Raw genomic sequence first — 22,894 nt, 5'->3', positions numbered from 1 at the left:
GGCACAAAGATAGTGGGTATCTATACAATAGACCAAATCATACAAATAAACCGCCCAGCCACTCTGGACTAGACGGTTACTATATAAAACTTGGCTGGGCCGGAGGGATTCGAACCCCCGAATGCCAGGACCAAAACCTGGTGCCTTACCACTTGGCGACGGCCCAATACCAAGGACTAGTGTAGCATAATAATCACCTAATTACCAGCCTTGCGATCAAACCAAAAACGCGCTACAATCGTCATATGCATAAGCAGTATGGCTTTACTATCGTCGAAATTATCATTATCATCGTGGTCATCGCGATCCTCGCTACCTTAGGCGGCCTCGTCTGGCGCAATACGTATAACACCGCCCGCGACAATGAAACCAAGTCAAATATTTCAATGCTCAAGGAGGCGATCGAGAAATATCGTTCGGACAACGGCGAATATCCATGGCCGACGAGTGCCTGCACCATTTATAACACCGCTAATATGAAAATTTGTAATGGCGGCGAGCTCGGCGCACTCCTCATTCCACGCTACATCAAGCAGCTGCCGAAAGACCACGAAGGCCGCGACTATTGGTATCTCGCAGCCACTGACACGACCCACGCTTCCAGCGTCGTGCCGACCCGCTACGCCATAAAGGTGCCGCTCTCAGATGGCACCACCTGCCGCACTGGCCGCAATATGCAAAACGGCTGGTTTGGCGGCGTGCCAGAGTGTAATTTCTAATTTGTTATAATAACTCTTGATGAAACGACAGAGTTTCGAGACGCTGACACTGGAGAAAATCGTCGGCGGCGGGCAAGCACTGGGGACGCTGGCTGACGGGCGTAAATGTTTCGTATGGGGCGGGCTACCAGGCGAGACCGTCACCGTTCGCGTTACCAAAAAGAAATCGCACTTCGTCGAGGCAGTCGTCGAGGAAGTAATCTCGCCAAGCCCCGACCGCATCCAGCCGCGTGATCCGGATAGTTATCTGTCGACCAGCCCGTGGCAGATTATGCCGCTCGAAGTTGAGCAGACGTATAAAAGGCAATTGATCAACGACGCCTTTATGCTACACAATGTTGCATTACCAGCGGCGATTAATGTCTATTGCGACAATGTCGCATATGGCTATCGCAATAAAGTTGAATTTAGTTGGTATAGTGAATCGGTAGCATCCCGAGCGGTATCTCAGAAAGAACCTGGGGCTATCTCGGGTTTCGGATTATTTTCTGATGATACCCGAGGGATAGACGCGGATAGCGACCGTGAAGAATCATCTGGTGATACGCTTGACTTGGCATTTTTCCGTCGCGGCAGCAAGGGCAAGATTGTCGTCGATGGCACAAGTTTGGCACACCCTGCAATCAACAACTTGGCGCGTGCGATCCGCGATTTACTGCGCCATAAACATGTCTCGGCTCGCCAGCTCAAGACCCTACTCATCCGCTGCGATCAGTCGGGGAGTTGCGTGTGGCAGCTGTATATCAAGGATCGCTTGCCCGAAATCATTACCGCTGATGAAGTCGCCAAACTACCGGCTCAGGGCGGGGAAGTCATCTATTCCGACCCGCGCTCACCAGCCAGCCGCATCACCGAACGCCTGGCGCGTTTCGGCAACACCACCCTGACCGACACCGTCCTTGGCGTGCCATTCCGCTACGCCTGCGAAGGCTTTTTCCAAGTCAATATTCCAGTTTACGAGCAAGCGCTGCGCGACATGCGGGAATGGGTACCGTACAATAAGGCGCGCCAAGAGCGCCAGTTGGATCAGTTGGCGGCACATGACAACACCGATAGTCAACAGCGAGCAATATCTCAGAAAAAATCTGGGCAACTTTACGTGGGTCCCGGATTATTTTATGATGATATTCGAGCTGTCAAATTATCAACCATCGACCTCTACGCTGGCGTCGGCACCATCGGCCTGACCATTGGCGGCGACAACATCACGCTGGTGGAAAGCAACGCCGACGCCGTCCGCGAAATGCAGCGCAACATCACCGAACTTGGTCGCACCGACGCCCGCGCCGTTCTCGCCCCCAGCGAACAAGCCCTCGACTACATTACAGGCAAGGAAATCGTCATCGTCGACCCGCCGCGCGCCGGCTTGCATTCCGATGTTATTGCGACATTGTTGCAACAACTGCCACCGCGCATCCTCTATCTCAGCTGCAATCCTGTCACCCAAGCCCGCGACGTCGCCTTGCTCCAGCAACACTACCGCATCGCTTGGCACCGCGGCTACAACTTTTTCCCACGCACACCGCATAGTGAGCACTTGGTTGTTCTTGACAAAATTTCATAATCTTATTGGATTATTGACAAAGGCCGTTGACGTTTTGTTCCAGTATTGATATATAGTAGCCTTTTGTGCAATTTCGCACTAGGTTCACATTTGATTCATGCCATGCGTCAAATGTGCCGTTTGCGAGAAGGTCTGTTCTCGCCCGACTCCAAAAGGAGTTTACTATGGCAACTGGACGTCCCCAAAAGGGATTGAACAGCAACAAGAACCATCACGACAGCCTGAGCCAGAGCGGTAGCCAGCGGTTCGGCTTCGGTGGTTCTTCCGGCACGTTGCCGAAGACCACTATCAGCAGCGTGCTCACCCCCAAGTCGTCGACCCCGAAAGCCGACGCTCCTAAATCGCTGCAACCGTGGCGATTCAGGAACCTCGAACAGCAAGGCTCCGTTCAAGAGCTTCTGAGTTCGAGAAGACCCCGCCCCTGTAGGACCATGCTACAGGGTGGGGCACTCATCTGGTACAATAAACCCCATGATCCACAAACTATATTCGGCTTATAACCTACCAGCCGACCATGATGTCTGCCATTTGTTTGAGCATTTGGTTATTCGGCGGTTCTTACGAGCGGCAGAAAAATCTGGCAATGAGCGCGCGTTCGTCGGCGAATTACACGGCACGACATCCGAATCAAGCGTCTTTTTTGACGTCGCGTTCTTTACCCGCGAATCAATTACGTTATTTGAAAAAGTCATCGCTGACGTAAAGCCGTTTGATTTATCCATGATTCACGAATCCGTCGCCCACATTGAAGCGGAAATGAGATCAAACGTTGTCATTTGGGATGAAAAAGAATTACGCAAACAACTGGCGCGCTGCCAAAAAGCTTTCGCCAGGCGCCGCTCCGCTAGACCTGGAGAAATTACCGAACCAGTCACAAGCTCGCCGCTGGAAATTGACTACCAGCCAGAGGATTTTATAGACATCACGCTGACGATTGAGGTTCCCGATGCCAGCAAGCAGGTAACTGCCGCCTTTTTCTGCATGTATCCGATACTGCTCGACCTGGTGCGCAGCGCGTGCTTTGACCGAGTCTCGGCCTATCCGTCCAGCCATAGCGAATTCACCGCCTATCATGACGGCAACTCAGTCGGTCAAACCTACACCGTGAAAAAATCTTTTGATTGGCAAAATGCAGGCAAAACAGCGCAGAATTATTTACGAACATTTGACCCTGCACCGCACGCCAGCCGCCTAAATGATCTCGCCGAGGCGTTCACGACCGACCCATTCTATAATTCCGCGCCAATTTATTTTTACCAGAAAACCGCCACGCCGCTGACAAAACATGAGCTAGCGAAGGCCATCACCGCTACAAATTTGCAGACGATTTTGAGAGCGATAACGGTGACCATCTCCGCTGCGAAACATCTAGGCGAGTCATAATTAGCGACCCAGCATAGCGCGGGGAGGATGGGGCAGCCACTCACGGAAAACACCGGCTACTATTTTCTATAAAAAGTTGTCCATGATCATAACAGGGGTAAGAAAAAGTATTACACCATATTTTTGACAAAATCCATTGACATTTTATTCTATTAGTGATATATATATATCAGCTTTTGTTGACGAGTTGAGTGAATCCTTGTCCGAAAGTGTATTTTGACAAGCAGAGAAAGTTTTGATTTGAGATGGGATGTTGCGGTGCGTCACAAGAAGCACCAAAACACCCCATCTCGAGTCGACCCATTCGGGTGTCGACCAGTGTTTTTCACACGAGCATCCGCTCGGGTGGGGAGGAAGAGTATTATGCCCAACTATAAGGTTATTTCAATTAGTATAAAGTTCAATGATGGCACTAACCTGCTTAGCGCCATTATTGACGCGAAGATGCTTGCTCAATTGCACGACCGGGAGGGGCAGACTGTGGTTAGGTTCAAGTTCAATAAGCACACCATCCAAGTATGTTCCAATTCCGATCCAATCTCCATAACGAAGGCTCTCATGAAAGCAAAGCAAGGGGGGACCATTGGACCGTGACCTACCTGTACATGACTCAAAAGGAGGTGATTGATAGATATACACTAGTTACGAACTGGCGGGCAAAGTTAACTTTCCTCCACCTTCTGCTTGTCAGTTCGCTCCATAGATGCGTGTCTATGCTGATGAGTCGGAAACGACGAAAGCGAACAATTTATTCAAACATCACTAGTTGCGCCGCCAAGGCTTCGCGCGTAATTTCATCCGCTCGTTTGCCGATGAGCACGATTTTTGCCGCCTCCTCAGGCCTGGCATTAGTTAGCTGAATCTGCTGCTCGGTTGCCTCCACATGCTGGCGCGCGCCGTTGTCGTTGATGAAGCAGCCCTTCATTCGCCGCAGGCCATACGCCGCAAATAATTCCGGCCATATTTTTTCCAAAGTCGCTGCCGTAATTTTCATGCCTGAAACGTCCAGCACGGCGTACGTCGGATTATCCGGCACCGCCAGCTCGCCGTCGTACGTATCAAAAAATGCCAGTAGCCCCGACGGCGTGGTTAATTTACTGAGTTCAAACCGACCGTGCGGCGCGCTGAACACCTTGGCGTAGGGCAGAGTGTGCAATTTTTCCTCGTACTCGGCGCGCTCATTTTCACTTAGCAAATCTTCCTTGGTCACTAAAATCACGTCTGCTGCTTGCAGTTCAACTTCGTGCGCTGGCTCAATCCCGCGCAAAATCTCGTGCGCATCGATCACGTAAAAACTCTGCATCAACTCATACTTATTGAAGATTTGTGCATTAATGAGTTTTTCCACCAAATTCATCGTTCGCGCCACGCCCGTCGCCTCGATAAACACTGGCGCCGGAGAATTCCGGCAGAAGTCCAGCAGCATCCGCGTCAGCGCGTGCTTCGACGAGCAGCAGACGCAGTCGCCAGCCAACGTCGTCACCATCTCCGCTAGTCCCTCCAGCCGGTAGCCGTCGACATTTTCATTGGCATATTCATTTTCAATCACCCGCGCACCCTTATAGCCACTTTGTTGCAATAAGAATTCCAGCACACTGGTCTTGCCAGCACCCAGCGAGCCATTCACCAAATATAGCGGCACCTTGTCAACAACCGCCCGCGCCTCGTCAAACGCCGCATTAACACTAAATTCCAAATCATCATCGCGTTTCGCCATACATCTATTATACGTCATCCTGGCCAAGGTGATATACTAAGGCTATGAAAGTCATTCTGGCCCTTGGCAATCCTGGCGAAAAGTACGTTCACACGCGGCATAATGCTGGCTTTTTGGCAATTGACCAGTTGGCGGCGGAGCAGGGTGCACAATTTAGCAATAAGCCCAAATTCTTTGCGGATATTGCTAAGCTAAATAATGTCAAGCTAGCCTCAACTGCTGACGCAAAGTCGTTAACCGCTAGTCCGCAGGAAAAAGTTCTCTTGGTCAAACCAACGACGTACTATAACGAAGTCGGCGTTGCCGCGCGGGCGCTCATGGATTTTTATAAATTGACACTGGATGATTTACTAATTATTCACGATGACACTGACCTTGATTTTGGCAAAATCCGCGTCCGTAAAGGCGGCCGCGACGCTGGTAGCAACGGCTTAAAATCGCTTCATGCTCACATCGGCGCTGATTTCTGGCATATTCGTATCGGTACCGATAATTTACTGCGCCGGCAAGTCTCAATCGACCGTTTTGTTATGATGAATTTTAATAGCGATGAATTAACTATTTTGAAAAATTGGACCATCCCAACGGTGCAAACAATGATTCATGACTTTTTATCCGATCAAATTTCAGCCATAAGCGTCAAGCTTTAATCCCCGACACATCACTACACCATTGCGCCTGCGAGATTAAAAACGCTTATTGCAACAATGTCGCAATAAGCAAGCAATGCCGCCCGAAACAAAAAGCCACAAATATCAATTACCGTCGCTTACGCGGCACAATCCTCGCCGCGCCGTGCTTCAGCCGCCGCTCAGCATTATGTAATTTCGCCGCGGCTACTTCTTGCAGCCTAATCGCTCGCGCCTCCAGCATGCTACTACCAACCGCCAAGCTTACAAACAATAGCCCCAAGCCGCCCGTCGCCCATTCCGGAAGCTCCAGATGAAACAGCTTGGCGATCATCATCATGCCGAGCGCCATAATCGCCCAGTGCGCGCCATTTTCCAGATATTTATATTTGCTGAGCATGCCCGTCCGCAGCAAATACACCGTCAGCGACCGCACCCAAATAGCGCCGGCACCCAAACCCGCCACGATCAGCAGCACGCTGCTGGTGATAGCAAAGGCGCCGATGACGCCGTCGAAGCTGAAACTAGCATCCAACACCTCCAGGTAGAGCAGGCTAGCGAACGCCGCCCAGCCAGTCTTGACCTTGGCCGATTTAGCATCATCCTCATGAAAGAATGAGCCGAACAATTCCAGCCCGATATGCAATATAATCCCCAGCACCGACGAGATCAGCACCAGCGCCCGATGCGGCGGCTCAACCGTAAAATACAGCACCGCCGCCACGCTCAGCATCAAACACACCTTGAAATTCTCAAACCGCCCAGCCTTGGCCAGCCACGGCTCGACATGCCGCATCCAGTGCACGCGCTTGTTATAATCAATGAAATAACTGAGGCCAATCATAATCAGAAACGCGCCGCCAAAGGCATCAATCATCGGCGAGGCTTCGTGCAAAATATGGCCGTATTCCGCCGGCTTATTCAGCGCCAGATCAACCACTTCCATAAAGCCATGGCCGCTCGCCACCATCACGATAATAATCGGCAGCACGAACCGCACCACAAACACCGCCACGAAAATCCCAACTGTCAAAAACACCTTTTGCCAAACCTGGCTCATGCCGGCTAACACCTTGCTGTTGATCACCGCATTATCAAAGCTAAAGGTTACTTCCAGCACTACCAAAATCGCAAACAACCACAAGCCGCCCGCGCCGAAATGTCCGAAAATCAACCCGCCCAAAGCCAGCGTCAGCAGCGCCGAAAACCAAAAAATCCGAAATGGGTGATGTGAGTGGAGCCAATGTTTCATACTGAGTTTTAGTATAGCATGCTAGGCGGGGAGTAGTATAATAGAAACTATGCCGTCACTACAGACAATGTATCAGCGCACGACCGCCTGGCTCAAAGACCATAGCGACGCGATCCGATGGACTATCGTCGGCCTGTTTGGGATTATCGTCATGCAGTACGGTTTACAAATTGATCTCTGGCTGATCGCGCATCCGCCGCACACGTGGGCCGAGACGCTAGCACCGCTGGCACAAGATTTCCTGACACTAACATGCAGCGTCATCGTTGAGGCCACACCATTTCTGATTATCGGTATCATCGTTTCTGCTCTCATTCGCCGTTTTTTGCCGCCAGACCGATTGCTTAAAATCCTACCCAAGCATACATTCATCCGCCGCATTCTCCTCTCGCTTGTCGGCATCGCGCTGCCAGTCTGCGAGTGCGGTAATGTCCCGGTCGCCCGCAGCCTCCTAGCACACGGCCTCAAGCCAGCCGACGTCATCAGCTTTCTCCTCGCCGCGCCGATCCTCAATCCGATTACCATCATCGCCACCATGACCGCCTTTAGTTTCGAGCCGCGCATGGTCTGGTGGCGCATCGGCTTTGGCTTTCTGATCGTCCAGCTGACCGCCCTGATCGTCAGCTTTATTCACCCGAGGCACGTCCTCCAGCCGTCATTTGCTGCCTCCTGCACCGACCGTCATCCAACAACTTTTCGCCATATTCTCGCTGATTCCCGCAACGAATTCTGGCAGCTCACCACCATGCTGGTCCTCGGCGCCATGATCGCTGCCGCCACCCAAGTCTTCGTTCCGCGCTCCATCATCAACGCCGTCGGCGGCGATATCATCCTGTCGGTCATCGCCATGATTGGTCTCGGCTTCGTCGTCTCTATCTGCTCCAGCGTCGATGCCTTTTTTGCGCTGGCTTACGCCCGTATCTTCACCAATGGCTCCGTCCTCGCTTTTCTGCTGACTGGCCCGATGATCGACATCAAGCTCATTCTCCTCATGAGAAGCACCTTCCGTCCGCGCTTTATCTTGCTAGTCATGCTTATTATTTTCAGCCTGTCGCTGGCGATAGGGATCGGAGTCAATCTATATGCACGCTAAGTTCGGCCCATTGTTACGCGCTGGCGGCGGACTGCTCGCCTGTGGCTACATCATCCTCATCGCCGTCCGCGGCCAGCTCGGCTTTTACATTCATCCGCGCTACCATCTGCTTGCCGTCGTGGCGGCCATGGCTGGCGGCATGTTACTAATCCTCGATGTCGTTCTAGAGCTGCGCCATAACCCAGCAGGGAAGCAGCGCGCCTCCGCTCACCCGACAACCACGGAGCGTCCAGCAAAGCCGCGGCGTAAAATCTCTCTACTTTCAATCATCACCGCCGGCATCCTCGCTCTGGCCATCGTCCTGCCACCGCGCCCGTTGTCCTCGTCCAGTGCTGCCAATCGCGCCACATCCGGGCCGACCAGCACGACCGGCCGCTGTGATAAGCCAGAGCCGCTTGATGGCAAACCTGTCTCCATGAACCGCTGGCGTAACGCGTTTGACGACTGCCCGAACGACAGCTTTTTTGACGGCGTAACCATTGACGTCACCGGCTTCGTGGCGCGCGACCCGAGTGGCTTTTATGACAACCGCTATTTCGAGCTCTCGCGCTTCGTCATCAGCTGCTGTGCCGTCGACAGCACCCCGATCAACATCCTCGTTAAATCCCCAGACGCCGAGCGTTACCGCAACAACCAATGGCTACAAGCGCGCGGTCAGATCAAACGTGAACTATCTGGCGGCAAAGCCGTCTATGTGCTCACTAACCCCACCATCACCCCAACCACCGAACCAGCCAATCCATACGAATTCCTCGGCGTCTAGCTATGTATCATTATTGCGACAATGTCTCAATTACTGGTAAGCCCTCTCACTGCGCAGGCTTGTACACAAAGACCGAATTAATCACCCCATCTGTCGGATGGTATTCCTCCATCAGCTGCACACCTTCAAGGGCGTCAGCGTCAAACCCTGGGTAGAGCAGGGTGCGCGCCCCATACGCCCCGCGCGCGATCAGTCGCCCATCTGGTTTGAGCGCTGATAGTGCACGATCAACAATTGCTTGCTTTTCCGCCAGCGTTTCGCCAGCCAGCCCCGCTACATATATCACATCATACCGCCCCTCATCCAGCGCCACCGACTGGCCCAGACCAGTCACAAATTCACCCGGCCAATCAAGCGCCGTGGCAAGGCCGCGCGATAGCTTAATCGCCTCGTCCGACGCATCAACATGCGTAATCCGCGCTCCCGTTAGCTGATGTAGCCACCAGCCCGTCAGCGGCAACGGCCCGCTACCGATCATCGCTACTTCCGAGGGGCCACACAGCCGCAGCCCAGCTCGTCCCAGCAGCCCAATCTCACGCCGCGTTAACTCCTTATAATTTTCATGATACGGAAACGCTCCTAGCTCTGCCCACGGGTTATCCGCCCCTGGGATACGCCTCGACCAGTACTGTTCCAGCTCTCCCTCGGCTACCGCGCACCGCTGCTGCACCTGATGGCGCCTATTCTCATCACACAGCAGTGGCTCTTCACCGTGCGCCACCACTTTCTCAACTAATTCGGTAAACGCCGCATTAACTTCCTCAGAAGGTGTGAGCTGCGGCAAGCTCAGCACTCGTTCAATACATTCATTCATAGCTCATCAGTATGGCGTATTGTATAGCTTATTGCAATTTTGTCGCAATAAGTGCTACAATTGCGACATGGATACCTTACGCGACATCTTTCGCCAAGCCGACCTTCGCCTGACCAAATCACGCTGCGAAGTCTTTACGGCACTCGAATCCATCGACGTGCCACTGACCATCGCCGAAATCGCCAAGCGCTGCCCGAACACCAACCGCACCAGCATCTATCGCATTCTCGAAACCTTTCACGAGCTCCACGTCATTAACACCATCCACATCGGTTGGAAAGTCCGTTATGAGCTCGCCGAGCCATTCATCAAACATCATCACCACCTCTACTGCACACGCTGTCATAACGCCGAACCGCTGGAGACACCAGAGCTAGAGCGGCTCATTGCCTTGATCGGCCAGCGCCATCACTTCCGTGTCGAGCGCCACCACTTTGAACTTGAAGGAGTGTGCCAGACCTGCATGGCAGCTGGCGATACGCAGCCTGGCTCAACCGAAACGACGAGCCAAGCCTAATCAGCCGCGGCAGCAGCTATCTCAATTCCAACGAACCACACGGGGCCCGATATCTCTCCTACAAACTACACCTCAAGCTTCGCCCGTAGCACATCCCGCTCACGCGTCAGCATCCGGTAGCGCTTGAACGCACTCATCAGTTCGTTGCGTGCTGTCGCGTCTAGGTCAAAAATCGCCAGCAGCACCGAATCAATTTCCTTGACCGCCCGCTGCGCCTCTGACAAATTCGCCACGCCTGGCACCGTGTCGAGGTACTCCTCGCGAATCGCTTCGGTCTTTTTCTCATATAGCGCCAGCCGCTTGGCTGGGCTCTCGGCCGCTTTTTTACTCAGCCGACCCAGCGCCTTTTCATACTCCTGTCGCGCTGCTAGTACCGTCACATAATCAATATTCAGCCCGAACAGCCGGGCCGCCAAGCCGCCGCGCTCCTGCTCAATCGCCGCCATTTCTCGCTCAATTGCCGCCAAGCACCTCGTTACCTCGCGCCGCAGTTTCTTGACCTGACGGCCGGCCCGCAGCCGCTGCCAGCATCGCACCAGCCCCCAGGCCTGCTTGTCCACCACAGTCACACCGACCTCAGAGAGCACCGCCCGGTACAGTTCGTACCTCATAAAATCTTCAACCTGCTGCCGACAGACCTCGATTGGCTGCTGGGTAAACGCCAGCGTCCGCTGATACGGCTTTTTCTCTCGCTTTGACGCAAACTGCGACCCCGCAAAGGCCAGTCGCTCCTCCTCAAGCCGCACCGGTATCATCATGGCGATCAGCCGTTGCTGCGACGACGTCTCGGCCAGTAAATCCTCCCGCAAGGCTTGTTGCAACATTGTCGCGTTATGCGCCGAGGTGATCGTCTCTAGCCTCGGCAACCATTCGTCCCGCCACGCCGTCAACATGTCATGCATCGTGCGCTTGCTACGATTCAGCACCCGCGCATCTCGTCGAAATCGCCGCGGCACACGTGCCAAGACGGCGGCCGCTTGGGCTCGAAACACCAACGGGCGCTCTTGGCTTAACTTGACTAACGTATCGTGCTCAATTATCTGCGTCATATATATTCACTATACTATTTTAGAGACAAAAAGTCAATATTATGCTCACGCATATTCGTCTAACGTCTCGCTTTCCGGCAGGTCACCTCACACTAATTCACGCCCAATCTTCACTTACACGGTGCAAGATCACATTAAAAACCCAACTAAAAAAGCGCCAGGTAAGGGTGGGCATCACCTGGCGCTTTGTTACCCTTCAACCCACCCGAGCTCCCGTCTCAGTGAAGCGTCGTGACTAAAACTCCAAAAGTCCGCGCCTGATTATAATATCAACACCATCCAGTGCTCACCTTAACAGAGGTCGCCTTCAAAAAAAGGGCAGTTAAAGGGGTTAGTATGCGCGTAACGTTGAATCGCAAAAAGTGGAGGGTAAGAATACTTAATGCCATTGCGCGCAACCTAACATATTAGTTAGAATAGGGGGTATAAGGTGCTTTTGATTAGCGCTTTAACTAACCAATCGCTCCTGATTATAGCAAGCATTTGACAACATGTCAATACTTTTTATCACAAAAGTCATGGAAATCAATAGAATCCGTCCAGATGAGCATATTTTTACCCAGAGGTTGGCAAGTATTGCTAATCCACCGAAAAGCTTGTGTTTCATGGGAAATTTGCCAGATAGCGGCGCACCGGTCGTGGCAATCGTTGGCTCACGCAAGCCCTCGGCGTACGGCCGGGAAGTGACCGAGCAGCTGGCGAGCGACCTAGCAACAGCCGGCTGCATCATCGTTAGCGGCTTGGCACTCGGCATCGACGGCATTGCCCAGAAGACCGCCCTGGAGGCTGGCGGCACGGTCATCGGCGTTATCCCCAATGAACTACCTGATATCTCGCCGCAAACCAATTACAAATTAGCCATGAACATCATAAAAAATGGCGGCGCTATTCTATCCGAGTGGAAAAAAGGCGACGGTAAAGTCGTCAATCGCTGGAGCTTTTTAGAGCGCAACCGCTTGGTATCAGGACTAGCCGACGCCGTCATCATCACCGAGGCCGCCGAGCGCAGCGGCACGCTCAACACCGCCGCCCACGCCTTATCCCAAGGCCGCGACGTCTTTGCCGTGCCAGGCAACATCACCAGTCCACTCTCTGCAGGCTGCAACGCGCTACTCAAACAAGGCGCCCTCGTCGCCACCACTGCCACAGACATCCTCGATGTCATCGCCCCGTCAACCACTCAATCTGCCACCGACCAAGCCGTCATCCCCCTCGGTGAAACCCCGGCCGAAAACACTATCATCGACTTACTCCGGACCGGCCTCAGAGACGGCGACCAACTGCAGCAACAATCCGGCCTCAACCCAGCCGACTTCGCCACGGCACTAACCATGCTAGAGATCAACGGCGTGATCAAGCCGCTTGGGGCGAATAATTGGGCGCTACGATAATCGCGATAATATTGCCAATTTGACAAATTGATGATAGGCTACGGCTTATGAAGGCAGGTCGGGAACTGGTATCTGGCAGCAAAGCGGTCAATGACGGTGACATCACCACCTTGATTAGGGACGCCTTGACCATCCCTAATGCGATGAGTCTAGCGGGTGGAAAGTTGACATGGGACGGTGCGGAAAACCTTGAGGAGGTTTCTGGCTTGGTGCGGGTGATCATTGGGCGAACGCTCGATGTTGCCGACGGAGCGGTCGCCCGCGCAACAGGACAAACGAGTAATGTTGGCGCGGCCGTTGACGCGATCACCGATAAAGTGGTCACGCTCAAACTGCTCTATGAAATGCTGAAAAAAGGCGCAGCGCCAAAATCGGTTATCGGCACCATCGCCGTGTTAAACACGATAAATGCCGCCGCAACAGGCATCGCCAATTACCGCAGTAAACACAAGGGTGAAACGCGCCCGACAAAATCCGGCAAACTAGCCATGGCCGGTGAGACGCTGGCATTATTTGCCTACGCGGGCGCCTACACCGCCGAACATAACGATAAATCAGAGCTGGCCGAAACCCTCCGCAGAGTTGGCCGCACTGCATTTATCGCCTCGTTACCACTTGCTGCTCATGCCTCATACACATATGTCAAACGAGCCATTTTTGGTGGTAATAGTGATGATGATACGCCAGAGGCTTGACTTTTTATCCAATAATTGATATATATATCAGATTTTCGTTCAGAAAACGAAGATTCGTCCATCCAGAAAGTCTGGGTGTTGACAATTCGGACAGAGAGAGAAGGTCTGACATGGCGGACTATGATGATTTCTTCGTCATCAACGTTACGGGCGGTGATATCACTGTTCATACCAGTAAAAAACTCCGCAATGAGCACCTGTGGCAAATAATCCAAAACAGCAGCGTGGAAGCCGCATGGGCCATCAATGAGTGTACTTTTGGCTTTAGAGCTAGTGGTAGTAAACCCGTAGTCGTGGCCGAGGTTCTGCTCGACTGTTTCGGCACTGGCACCTGGCGAATTACTGGTGATTTTGCCGGTAATGTCAGGAAGTGGTGCTATACTATGCGCAAAGCACAGTACGAACAACTCCTCCACGATGCCGTTATTACAGGGGATGAAGATAAGCTTCTGAGATACCATGATCTCCTCGAAGAGTTGCTCGAGGAAGAGAGTATCGTTAGACTCATCTAGCGCCCCTCAGAGGACAGACCCATCTCTCTGTCCTCGCAACCAGAGCCACCGAGAAACACCCTCGGCGGTTGTGGTTGCGAGGTGATTTGATATAATATAGAGTTATGAAAAATCTCGTCATCGTCGAGTCACCAGCCAAAGCCAAAACCATTGAGAAATATTTGGGCAAGGATTTTCATGTCTTATCAAGCGTGGGGCACATCCGCTCAATCGTCAAAAAAACCAAGGACGGCACACCGCCAATTGATGTGGCGAATGATTTTTTTGCCGTCTACGAAGTTGATCCCGAAAAAAAGAAAGTCATCACCGAGCTAAAGAAAAACGTCAAGGCCGTCGGTAAAGACAACGTCTGGCTAGCCACCGATGAAGACCGCGAAGGGGAGGCGATTGCCTGGCATCTCTGTAAAGTGCTGAATCTACCGATCGAGACGACCAAGCGCATCGTCTTTCACGAGATCACCAAGGATGCTATCACCACCGCTATCAAAAATCCACGCACTGTTGATATGAATCTGGTACAAGCCCAGCAGGCACGGCAGATTCTCGACCGATTGGTTGGCTTTGAGCTCAGTCCAGTGGTCTGGCAAAAAGTACCAGGCGGCAAGTCGGCTGGCCGCGTCCAGAGCCCGGCAGTGCGGCTGCTGGTCGAGCGCGAACGAGAAATTATGAAGTTCGAGGGCAGCTCGCAGTTCAAGGTGACCGCCATATTTATCCACGACAACCAAGAATTCAAAGCCGAGCTCAACCAGAAATTTGATTCCGAAGAGACTGCGCGTGAATTCCTAACTAGCCTCAAGCCAGCCACATTCACCGTCAACGATATCTCGAAAACGCCTGGCACCCGCAACCCAGCCGCACCGTTCACGACCTCGACCTTGCAACAGGAGGCTAACGCCAAGCTTGGTTTCAGTTCCAAAGCCACCATGGCTTCAGCCCAGCGGCTCTACCAGGATGGTAAGATCACCTACATGCGTACTGACTCGGTCAATCTGAGCGGGCAGGCCATCGCCAGCGCCACTGATTTTATCAAGCGGCTGTACGGCCCGGATTATTCGACTGTGCGCAAATTCAAAACCAAATCCGCCTCAGCCCAAGAAGCCCACGAAGCCATCCGCCCGACCGACATCACCCGCGAAACCGTCACCTCCAACGAATACGACCAAAAACTCTACGACCTCATCCGTCGCCGCACCCTGGCATCACAAATGTCGGCAGCGAAATTGGAGAAGACGACAGTGACGATTAACATTGAAGGCAGAGAATTATCTACTCACGACAAAACATCTGCACAAACCCGAGAGTTGAATGACGATGAGGCGCGGCGCGGCGAGGACTGTCTGAGCGAAGCGAGTTCCGCAGCCACCCGAGACGAATCGGAGAGAGAATCTCGGCGTGCGGAAGCCGTTTTGGAGGGGGCAGATAATTCTTTCGGGCGTTTCCACTTTGAAGCCAAAGGCGAAGTCATCACCTTTGACGGCTTCCTGCGCGTCTACGGCGGCGGCAAAGACGAACTCTTGCCGAAGCTCCACTCTGGCGACACACTTGAAACCCACGACATCACCGCCCGCCAAATCTTCGCCCGGCCACCGGCCCGTTACACCGAAGGTTCACTCGTCAAGAAGCTTGAAGACCTCGGTATCGGCCGGCCAAGCACCTACGCCACCATCATCGACACCGTGCAAACCCGCGGCTACGTCGAAAAAGGCGACAGCGAAGGCCAGCCGCGCGACGTCATCGTCCTAAATTATAACGGCGAGGAAGTCAGCCGTGACATCGTCCAAGAAAAAACCGGTTCCACCCGCGGCAAGCTCATCCCAACACCAAGCGGGGAACTAATCGCCGACTTTTTGACCGACCATTTCACGCAAATCGTTGACTATGATTTCACCGCCAATGTCGAAACTGAATTTGATAAAATCGCCGCTGCTGACCTAGCGAAAAGCACCATGCTGCACGGATTTTACACGCCGTTTCACAAATTGATTGAACAATCAGGCGGCATCGACCGCAGTAAAGTCGGCGCTAACCGTGAAGTCGGCATCGATCCAAAATCTGGCAAACCAATCCTGGCCCGCTTTGGCCGCTTTGGCCCAATGTTGCAACTGGGTGCCACTGACGACGAGGACAAGCCACGCTTTGCACCGCTACCGAAGGGCGCGAAAATTGAAACGGTCACTTTGGAGCAGGCACTAGAAATGTTCAAACTACCGCGCGTCGTCGGTCAAACCGAAGACGGGCAAGACATCAAAGCCAACATCGGCCGCTTTGGCCCGTACATCCAAGTCGGCAAACTCTTCGTTTCCATCAAGCCTGAAGACCCACACACCATCACCCTAGAAACAGCCCGCGAACTCTACGCCGCCAAACTCCAAGCCGAAGCCGAGAAGAATATCGCTAATTTCGGCGATGGCGTCAAAGTCCTCAACGGCCGCTTTGGCCCGTACATCACCGACGGCAGCAAAAACGCCAAGATCCCCAAAGACACCGACCCGAAATCCATCACTCACGAGCAAGCCTTGGAGCTTCTGAAGGTCGCACCCGCGAAACCCGCCCGCCGCGGCCGCACCTCAACCAAACCATCCAAATCCCCGAGAAAAAGCAGCCGCTCAAAGAAGTAATTGACCCACAAAATAACCCAATCAAGCCACATTTTATTAGTGCTGTATAGACCATATCCCCATAATTCACAAAATTAAAAACTATCACACCATTTCATTGCAAAAATTGTTAAATACATGCTATAATTACGGCGTACTACACGACTTGCTTGACACGAAAATATTTTATTGTATAATAGCAATATCGTCATATATCAACATAACTTCTGAGGTGAGGCAGAGAGGATTTAACATAAAGCCATGAGCGACATACAAGAACAGAGCGCACCAGACAGGCAGCTTCGGCAAGCAGCCGAGGATGTCTTGGCGCAGATTCCGCAAGAGCGCGAGAAAGAGATTATTAGCCGTCGCTTTGGTTTATACGGCAATAAGGAGACGCTGGAGCAGATTGGCGATATGCTCGGGATCACGCGTGAGCGTGTCCGTCAGCTCGAGAAGGCTATCCTCGTTCGCCTGCGCCTATTAGTGGCTGATGGCGGCATACCAAGTGCCTCGGCGGCCGAGAAGATGGTCACCTCACACCTGTCGGAAATGGGCCGAGCCGCACCACTGCATAATCTCGCCAAGCATGTCCTCGGCCGGGATGTCACCGATAGCGAACGATCCCATGTCGCCTTTATCGCCGAGCTCAATCCATCGATCAACACCATCACCGAGAACGATGACTATTACCACTCAGCCATCATCGGCACGCCGAACGACGAGAAGAATATCAAGAAGCAAGTCGAAGAAATTGTCAAAGCCATCAAGCAACATGGCCAGCCAGTCACCGCTGAGGAGCTACACAAAACGCTCAACTACGAGCATCCATCAAACATTGCCGCACTCGCCTCAATCAGCAAGAAACTAGCCCATCTCCGTGGTCTGTGGGGCCTGATCAAGTGGCCGCTCGTCAACCCAAAAACCATTCGTGACAAGATCTTCGTCATTCTTGATAGCAACGGCCAGCCAATGCATTTCTCAGACATTGCCAAAGCCATCAAGGACAGCGACTTCAAACGCAAAGATGTCACCATCCAGGCCATCCACAACGAACTCATCAAAGACAAACGCTTCGTCCTGATCGGCCGCGGTATTTATGCCCTCGAATCGTGGGGTTACGCTCGCGGTACCGTCGCCGACATCATCGCCAGCGTCCTACGCGAGGCCGGCGAGCCGCTGCACCGCGATGAAATCGTGAAGCGCGTCCTCGACAAGCGTCAAGTTAAAGAAACCACCATTCTGCTCAACTTGCAAGCCAAACCGCAATTCCAACGCTCCGCCAAGGCCACCTACATTCTGGTCAGCGAAGCCTAAGTTTGCATTTATCTATAAGGGGTGAGATAATGAAATAGCATGGAAATTATCTCTTCGATGATTAGTTTTTTAACGCAGTGGTACGTCTGGATACCCATCACAGCCGTGCTGTCATTCTTGACGTGGCGCAACTATCAGCGGGCCGACGAATTCGAACCGACCGAGAGTGTGTTGTTGGTACTGGAAATCCCCAAAGCCAACGACAAGAAAGAGTTGGCCGCCGAGCAATTATTCGCCAGCCTGCACGGCATCTTGCGCGACAAACGCGAACTCAAATTATCAGGCGGGCGGCAGGAGCATATCAGCTTTGAAATCGCCTCGGTCAACGGTCAAATTCGTTTTTACGTCTGGGTACCCCGAACACTGCAAAGTTTCGTCGAGGGACAAATTTACGCCCAATACCCAACCGTCCAAATCTACGTCGCCAGCGAAGATTACACCGAGCACGAGCGTGAGCATTCCACCGTGTACACTACCGAGCTGACCTTGACGGCGCCAGAGTTCTTACCAATCCGCACCTTTCAGACCTTTGAAGTCGATCCACTGGCGGGAATTACCGGTACGCTGGCCAAGCTAGAATTGACCGGCGAGGAACTCTGGGTGCAGGTACTCATCAGGCCGATCGCCGACAGCTGGCAACAGTCCGCTGATCGCTGGATCGCCAGCGTCAAGAGTGGGCATAAACTCATCCCCGGGCTCGGCGGCGGTGGCTTGCAATGGATTGGTACGCTACTAGAGGCACTTTGGAGACCACCGGGCCAGGGAAGTGATGGCAAAAAAGCGCCCGAGCTGTCTGAGCGTGACAAGACGCGCGTCTCTGAGGCAGAGAAGAAGGCCACTAAATTAGGCTACGACGTCAAGATCCGCCTGGCGTACCTTGGCGAAGATCAAGCCAGCGCCAAGCTACATATGCAGGCGCTGGTCGGTGCTTTTAAGCAATTCAACTCAACCAACCTCAACGGCTTTCGTGCTGTCAAGGGTGCGTTCGGCAAGGAGTTCCTCGACAAGTACCGCAAGCGCGCATTTTACGGCGATGGCTACATCCTGAATATCGAAGAACTGGCCTCCGTCTTTCACTTGCCGCACACCAATGTCGAGACGCCCAACATCGTCTGGGCCAGCGCCAAAACCGCCGAACCGCCGTCCAAGCTGCCTGTCCTGACTGGCAGCGACGCCAATGACGACCAAATTTCCGCCTTTGGCGTCACCAATTTCCGCGGCATCAACCACCAATTCGGCATGCTGCGCTATGACCGCTCGCGTCACGTTTACATCATCGGCCAGACCGGAGCAGGTAAGTCGGGCCTGCTCGAATTATTCGCGCTCAGCGATATCTTTCACAGCCAAGGCTACGCCATCATCGATCCGCACGGCGACTTTGCCATCAACAATATGAAATTCATCCCCGGCTCACGGCTGAACGACGTCGTCTATTTCAACCCGGCCGACACCGCCTATCCACTCGGTTTCAACCCGCTGGAAGTCACCAATCCGAACCAAAAGACCAACATTTCATCAGAGGTCATCGGCGTTCTGAAGCGCATGTTTGGCGAGAGTTGGGGGCCGCGACTGGAGTACATCTTGCGCTACACCATCCTGGCGCTGCTTGACCGGCCAGAGACGACCATGCTGGACATCACCCGCATGCTGACTGATAAAACCTTCCGCAAAGAAACACTGGGCTATTGCCGCGACACCGTGGTCCTACAGTTCTGGAACGTTGAATTCGCCAGCTGGAATGACAAGTTCGTCGCCGAGGCCGTCGCGCCAGTCCTTAACAAGGTCGGCGCCTTTACCGCCAACCCCATCATCCGCAACATCATCGGCCAGCCCAAATCCACCTTCAACATCCGCCAAATCATGGACGAAGGCAAGATTCTCATCGTCAATTTATCCAAAGGTCTGATCGGCGAAGATAACGCTGCCATCCTCGGCTCATTCCTGGTCACCAAGATCCAGCTGGCTGCCATGTCGCGCTCTGACATCCCAGACATCCGCGACCGCCGCCCATTTTACCTTTACGTTGACGAGTTCCAGAACTTTGCGACCGATTCATTTGCCACCATCCTGTCCGAAGCCCGCAAGTACGGCCTCAACCTGACCGTCGCCAACCAGTACATCTCGCAGATGAACGAAACCGTGCGCGACGCAGTTTTTGGTAACGTCGGTACCATGATTTCATTCCGTGTTTCCGCCGACGACGCGCCGATCCTGGCTAAGCAATTTGAGCCGAATTTTGAAGCCGTCGACCTCTTGCAAATGCACAATCGTAACTTCGTCATCAATATGGTCATCGGGGGAGAGAAGACGCCGGCCTTTTCCGCGCGCACGCTGGAACTCCCGCCCAGCCAAGCCGACAACACACCGCACATCATCGAACATTCGCGGCGTATGTACTCACGAAACAGGGAAGACGTCGAGCGAGAAATTGCCGCCGTCATCATGCCACCGCGCCCACAAAAACAGCCCAGCAGCCAGCCGCGCCCGCAAGCCGTCGCCGCAGCCGCACTAGCCCAGCCCGCTCAGGCGGCCACTAGTCAACCGGTGCAGGGAACCACGGCCACTAACACCCAACACCCCGCACCACAACCCGAACCCGTCACAGACAGCGGCGAAGTCATCTTGCAAATCCGCGGCAACAGCGCATTTGAATCAGCAGCTACCGACACCGCCACACCGAAGAAACGCCGCCGACGACGGAAGAAGAGTGCTGCATGATATATAATAATTAAGCCTCTCGACAAAAATAGAAAACTTCTACACGGTAAAACAGCCCCAAAGACAGTATAAAAACTGTAACTATTCAAATTTTTATCTTTTATTGATATACTGAATTCGTCTAGATCTGACTGGGTACCGCATGGTCTGGTTTACTTTGCAAATGAGCAACCATTGTGCGATAAAGTGGACGCATGCGTTCCCTTGTCAGATCTAGACAGTCAGCAAATGGCTGTCCTTTTTTATGACAGCTCAGCAGGCAATCTATATTATTAATAAAATCCTGAGGGGGATTATGGGCAAAAACGAACAAAAGAAATCTGGGCTAGTCATAACAGGATTAGTTATGGGTATTATCGGGCTAGTGTTATCGGCAATCCCGATTATTAACAACTTCGCCGCAATACTTGGCGTGCTCGCTATATTTTTTGGCATAGTTGGCATTGTTCGCGCTAAGAAGCACGACGGCGCAGGCCACGGAATGTCAATTGCCGTTTTAATCATAGGCTTAGTCTGCGTTGGCATCGTGCTAGCCAGTCAAGCGATGTACGGTAAAGCAATAAACGATGCTGGTAAAGCCATCCAGGATTCAGTGGATACATCGAGCGGCAAAAAGACTGATGAGCTGCTCAAAAACGATGTTAGTGTTGAGGTTGGCCAATTTTCAGCAACTACTGATGCATATGGTATCAATAAAACCCTGTTAAGCGTTAAGATTACAAATAAGAATGCCGAGACAAAATCATATACTGTTAAAATAGAGGCTGTAGATGCTAGCGGCACACGACTTGCAGAAGATACGATTTACGCTAACGACCTCAAAAGCAATGGGTCTGGATCATACGAAGCATTTAAATATGTAGAGGCTGGTAAAGTAGATAGTCTAAAAACCGCAACATTCAAGGTTTATTCTGTTGGTCAAAGTTAAAGTTAAAATATAAAAACTATACAAATAACTAAGCCAGATTAAAAGCTGGCTTAGTTATTTATTTTTGGTACTAAATGCGTTATTTATGCTTATCGCAAGCTATGCCGTCGCCGTCTCTATCAAGGTGCAGTGCGTACCCTGGTTGACCACGATGCATATGGCTATAACCAGCAGTGCGTGCCTCTTTACAGTTACGAAAGTGTAGCTTTCCGCCCGACGATGAAACTTAATAGTTTTATTACCGCGGCGTCTACCGTCAATAACAGAAATGATAACCTCACTGTCGCCATATTTGATATTTTTGATCTTACATTTAACATTACCAGTCGAGTCTTTACGCTCGCATATACTAGCTCTATCATCAGCCACTTTCACTTCAGCGAGCAGGTTTTGAACCATTGGTAATCCCCAAAATACCACCATTTTACTTACATTGGCAGAATAACCTCCATGTAACCCCCATAACCATACCACAAAGCAATACAGCACGACAATCCTAAAAAACCCATTTACTTAACCCGTCATAACATATTATAATTTCCCTTATGGAAATAAGTATAATAATTCTTATCATCATTGTCGTCTTTGGAATAATTGGGGCAAAAACAAACAGACGAACCACTTTTTCTAAGCCAAAAACAGGGGAGTATGCATACACCAAAAAGGAGCGCATCATAACACAGTACGAACTAGCCTTCTATCAAACCCTACACGAAGTAGTCAGCGGCTGTATCATTATTCCTCAAGCCCATCTGAGCATATTCTTGAATCATAAGGTGCGCGGACAAAACTGGAGCAGGGCATTCTCAAGAATCAATGGTAAATCAGTAGACTTCCTCATCTGCACCAATGACATGCGACCACTTCTCGCCATAGAGCTTGATGATATCACTCACAATCGCCCTGACCGTCAACAGCGAGACGCTTTTGTCAATACAGTTATCACTAGTGCACACATACCCCTGCTACGATTCACCGCCAGCGGCTGGAATACCGACACCATCAAGCAGCAAGTTGCCCAGGCCCTGCACGCATCAGTATTCGAAAAATAATAGAACAAAAAGAGAACTTATCACATTAGCGGTTCAAGCGACTTTAGGCTGCCAAGATTACGCACATACAGGCTGTATCGTTGTATCGCAGTCCATATATAGCAAGCCTGGGTGAATACGGCAACGGGTACGATACCGATCAGAAGCGCTCAATCACCATAAAACATAAAACGCCGAGGTAATA

Annotated in this window: 19 protein-coding genes, 1 tRNA gene and 1 pseudogene; 15 read left to right on the top strand and 6 right to left on the bottom strand. The window is 52.2% G+C overall.

Annotated elements, in window-relative coordinates:
• Positions 1 to 91 precede the first annotated feature (91 nt).
• Positions 92 to 166: transfer RNA gene (locus GWK74_01620), tRNA-Gln, on the bottom strand.
• A gap of 79 nt (positions 167 to 245) precedes the next feature.
• Here GWK74_01620 and GWK74_01615 point away from each other — a divergent pair.
• From GWK74_01615 to GWK74_01605, 3 genes are all read left to right on the top strand, one after another.
• The gene (locus tag GWK74_01615) at positions 246 to 719 is read left to right on the top strand and encodes a hypothetical protein (GenBank protein QHU90839.1); all 474 of its coding nucleotides are present in this window, start codon (positions 246 to 248) and stop codon (positions 717 to 719) included.
• A gap of 19 nt (positions 720 to 738) precedes the next feature.
• Positions 739 to 2,283, top strand: coding sequence for a TRAM domain-containing protein (locus tag GWK74_01610; GenBank protein ID QHU90218.1), 1,545 nt, complete (start codon positions 739 to 741; stop codon positions 2,281 to 2,283).
• Between the two features lie 471 nt (positions 2,284 to 2,754).
• A complete protein-coding gene (locus GWK74_01605) occupies positions 2,755 to 3,666 on the top strand; it encodes a hypothetical protein (protein QHU90217.1) in 912 nt (303 codons plus the stop codon).
• 748 nt (positions 3,667 to 4,414) lie between these two features.
• Here the strand turns inward: GWK74_01605 and GWK74_01600 are convergent.
• Positions 4,415 to 5,383, bottom strand: a complete 969-nt coding sequence (locus tag GWK74_01600; protein QHU90216.1) for a hypothetical protein — start codon at positions 5,381 to 5,383, stop codon at positions 4,415 to 4,417.
• Between the two features lie 44 nt (positions 5,384 to 5,427).
• On the opposite strand from GWK74_01600, the gene GWK74_01595 reads away from it, so the two are divergent.
• Positions 5,428 to 6,033: an aminoacyl-tRNA hydrolase gene (locus tag GWK74_01595; GenBank protein QHU90215.1), complete on the top strand. Its 606-nt coding sequence runs from the start codon at positions 5,428 to 5,430 to the stop codon at positions 6,031 to 6,033.
• 109 nt (positions 6,034 to 6,142) lie between these two features.
• Here the strand turns inward: GWK74_01595 and GWK74_01590 are convergent, their stop codons facing one another.
• Positions 6,143 to 7,264: a DUF475 domain-containing protein gene (locus GWK74_01590; protein QHU90214.1), complete on the bottom strand. Its 1,122-nt coding sequence runs from the start codon at positions 7,262 to 7,264 to the stop codon at positions 6,143 to 6,145.
• Between the two features lie 49 nt (positions 7,265 to 7,313).
• On the opposite strand from GWK74_01590, the gene GWK74_01585 reads away from it, so the two are divergent.
• Together GWK74_01585 and GWK74_01580 are read left to right on the top strand one after the other, a co-directional pair.
• Positions 7,314 to 8,357: a permease gene (locus tag GWK74_01585; GenBank protein QHU90213.1), complete on the top strand. Its 1,044-nt coding sequence runs from the start codon at positions 7,314 to 7,316 to the stop codon at positions 8,355 to 8,357.
• Complete coding sequence (locus GWK74_01580) at positions 8,347 to 9,120, top strand: TIGR03943 family protein (protein QHU90212.1); 774 nt, start codon at positions 8,347 to 8,349, stop codon at positions 9,118 to 9,120. Before GWK74_01585 ends, GWK74_01580 begins: the two co-directional genes overlap by 11 nt.
• Before the next feature lie 46 nt (positions 9,121 to 9,166).
• Here the strand turns inward: GWK74_01580 and GWK74_01575 are convergent, their stop codons facing one another.
• Positions 9,167 to 9,934: a methyltransferase domain-containing protein gene (locus GWK74_01575; GenBank protein QHU90211.1), complete on the bottom strand. Its 768-nt coding sequence runs from the start codon at positions 9,932 to 9,934 to the stop codon at positions 9,167 to 9,169.
• Between the two features lie 67 nt (positions 9,935 to 10,001).
• Here GWK74_01575 and GWK74_01570 point away from each other — a divergent pair, with 67 nt between their 5' ends.
• Complete coding sequence (locus tag GWK74_01570; protein ID QHU90210.1) at positions 10,002 to 10,451, top strand: hypothetical protein; 450 nt, start codon at positions 10,002 to 10,004, stop codon at positions 10,449 to 10,451.
• A 65-nt stretch (positions 10,452 to 10,516) separates the two neighbouring features.
• Here the strand turns inward: GWK74_01570 and GWK74_01565 are convergent, their stop codons facing one another.
• Positions 10,517 to 11,500 carry a hypothetical protein gene (locus GWK74_01565; GenBank protein ID QHU90209.1) on the bottom strand — a complete coding sequence of 328 codons (984 nt, stop codon included), beginning with the start codon at positions 11,498 to 11,500 and terminating at the stop codon, positions 10,517 to 10,519.
• Between the two features lie 518 nt (positions 11,501 to 12,018).
• Here GWK74_01565 and dprA point away from each other — a divergent pair.
• The 7 genes from dprA to GWK74_01530 all read left to right on the top strand — a co-directional run bounded on the left by dprA (position 12,019) and on the right by GWK74_01530 (position 21,658).
• Positions 12,019 to 12,891, top strand: a complete 873-nt coding sequence (dprA, locus tag GWK74_01560) for a DNA-protecting protein DprA (GenBank protein QHU90208.1) — start codon at positions 12,019 to 12,021, stop codon at positions 12,889 to 12,891.
• 47 nt (positions 12,892 to 12,938) lie between these two features.
• On the top strand, positions 12,939 to 13,586 hold the full coding sequence (locus GWK74_01555; protein QHU90207.1) for a hypothetical protein: 648 nt from the start codon (positions 12,939 to 12,941) through the stop codon (positions 13,584 to 13,586).
• Positions 13,587 to 13,696: 110 nt separating this feature from the next.
• Positions 13,697 to 14,098: a hypothetical protein gene (locus GWK74_01550; protein QHU90206.1), complete on the top strand. Its 402-nt coding sequence runs from the start codon at positions 13,697 to 13,699 to the stop codon at positions 14,096 to 14,098.
• A gap of 104 nt (positions 14,099 to 14,202) precedes the next feature.
• Positions 14,203 to 16,716: a type I DNA topoisomerase gene (gene topA / locus GWK74_01545; protein ID QHU90205.1), complete on the top strand. Its 2,514-nt coding sequence runs from the start codon at positions 14,203 to 14,205 to the stop codon at positions 16,714 to 16,716.
• Between the two features lie 240 nt (positions 16,717 to 16,956).
• Positions 16,957 to 18,012, top strand: coding sequence for a hypothetical protein (locus GWK74_01540; GenBank protein ID QHU90204.1), 1,056 nt, complete (start codon positions 16,957 to 16,959; stop codon positions 18,010 to 18,012).
• Between the two features lie 39 nt (positions 18,013 to 18,051).
• On the top strand, positions 18,052 to 20,730 hold the full coding sequence (locus GWK74_01535) for a type IV secretion system DNA-binding domain-containing protein (protein ID QHU90203.1): 2,679 nt from the start codon (positions 18,052 to 18,054) through the stop codon (positions 20,728 to 20,730).
• Positions 20,731 to 21,025: 295 nt separating this feature from the next.
• The gene (locus GWK74_01530; protein QHU90202.1) at positions 21,026 to 21,658 is read left to right on the top strand and encodes a hypothetical protein; all 633 of its coding nucleotides are present in this window, start codon (positions 21,026 to 21,028) and stop codon (positions 21,656 to 21,658) included.
• A gap of 79 nt (positions 21,659 to 21,737) precedes the next feature.
• Here the strand turns inward: GWK74_01530 and GWK74_01525 are convergent.
• Positions 21,738 to 21,863, bottom strand: a pseudogene (locus GWK74_01525) (hypothetical protein).
• A gap of 340 nt (positions 21,864 to 22,203) precedes the next feature.
• Between GWK74_01525 and GWK74_01520 the strand changes: the two are divergent.
• On the top strand, positions 22,204 to 22,710 hold the full coding sequence (locus GWK74_01520; protein QHU90201.1) for a DUF2726 domain-containing protein: 507 nt from the start codon (positions 22,204 to 22,206) through the stop codon (positions 22,708 to 22,710).
• The last annotated feature ends 184 nt before the right edge of the window (positions 22,711 to 22,894 follow it).

The sequence above is a fragment of the Candidatus Saccharibacteria bacterium oral taxon 488 genome, from assembly GCA_010202115.1.
In the GTDB taxonomy this organism is placed as follows: Bacteria; Patescibacteriota; Saccharimonadia; order Saccharimonadales; family Saccharimonadaceae; genus Nanosynbacter.
This window is presented reverse-complemented; position numbering and strand designations above follow the sequence as displayed.

Bases quoted from the DNA above. Each gene is read 5' to 3' on its own strand.
- GWK74_01555 (QHU90207.1), top strand. From the start codon at position 12,939: ATGAAGGCAGGTCGGGAACTGGTATCTGGCAGCAAAGCGGTCAATGAC.
- GWK74_01580 (QHU90212.1), top strand. From the start codon at position 8,347: ATGCACGCTAAGTTCGGCCCATTGTTACGCGCTGGCGGCGGACTGCTC.
- GWK74_01585 (QHU90213.1), top strand. From the start codon at position 7,314: ATGCCGTCACTACAGACAATGTATCAGCGCACGACCGCCTGGCTCAAA.
- GWK74_01530 (QHU90202.1), top strand. From the start codon at position 21,026: ATGGGCAAAAACGAACAAAAGAAATCTGGGCTAGTCATAACAGGATTA.
- GWK74_01595 (QHU90215.1), top strand. From the start codon at position 5,428: ATGAAAGTCATTCTGGCCCTTGGCAATCCTGGCGAAAAGTACGTTCAC.
- GWK74_01615 (QHU90839.1), top strand. From the start codon at position 246: ATGCATAAGCAGTATGGCTTTACTATCGTCGAAATTATCATTATCATC.
- GWK74_01575 (QHU90211.1), bottom strand. From the start codon at position 9,934: ATGAATGAATGTATTGAACGAGTGCTGAGCTTGCCGCAGCTCACACCT.
- GWK74_01520 (QHU90201.1), top strand. From the start codon at position 22,204: ATGGAAATAAGTATAATAATTCTTATCATCATTGTCGTCTTTGGAATA.
- GWK74_01605 (QHU90217.1), top strand. From the start codon at position 2,755: ATGATCCACAAACTATATTCGGCTTATAACCTACCAGCCGACCATGAT.
- dprA (QHU90208.1), top strand. From the start codon at position 12,019: ATGGAAATCAATAGAATCCGTCCAGATGAGCATATTTTTACCCAGAGG.
- GWK74_01565 (QHU90209.1), bottom strand. From the start codon at position 11,500: ATGACGCAGATAATTGAGCACGATACGTTAGTCAAGTTAAGCCAAGAG.
- GWK74_01610 (QHU90218.1), top strand. From the start codon at position 739: ATGAAACGACAGAGTTTCGAGACGCTGACACTGGAGAAAATCGTCGGC.
- GWK74_01540 (QHU90204.1), top strand. From the start codon at position 16,957: ATGAGCGACATACAAGAACAGAGCGCACCAGACAGGCAGCTTCGGCAA.
- GWK74_01535 (QHU90203.1), top strand. From the start codon at position 18,052: ATGGAAATTATCTCTTCGATGATTAGTTTTTTAACGCAGTGGTACGTC.
- topA (QHU90205.1), top strand. From the start codon at position 14,203: ATGAAAAATCTCGTCATCGTCGAGTCACCAGCCAAAGCCAAAACCATT.
- GWK74_01590 (QHU90214.1), bottom strand. From the start codon at position 7,264: ATGAAACATTGGCTCCACTCACATCACCCATTTCGGATTTTTTGGTTT.
- GWK74_01570 (QHU90210.1), top strand. From the start codon at position 10,002: ATGGATACCTTACGCGACATCTTTCGCCAAGCCGACCTTCGCCTGACC.
- GWK74_01600 (QHU90216.1), bottom strand. From the start codon at position 5,383: ATGGCGAAACGCGATGATGATTTGGAATTTAGTGTTAATGCGGCGTTT.
- GWK74_01550 (QHU90206.1), top strand. From the start codon at position 13,697: ATGGCGGACTATGATGATTTCTTCGTCATCAACGTTACGGGCGGTGAT.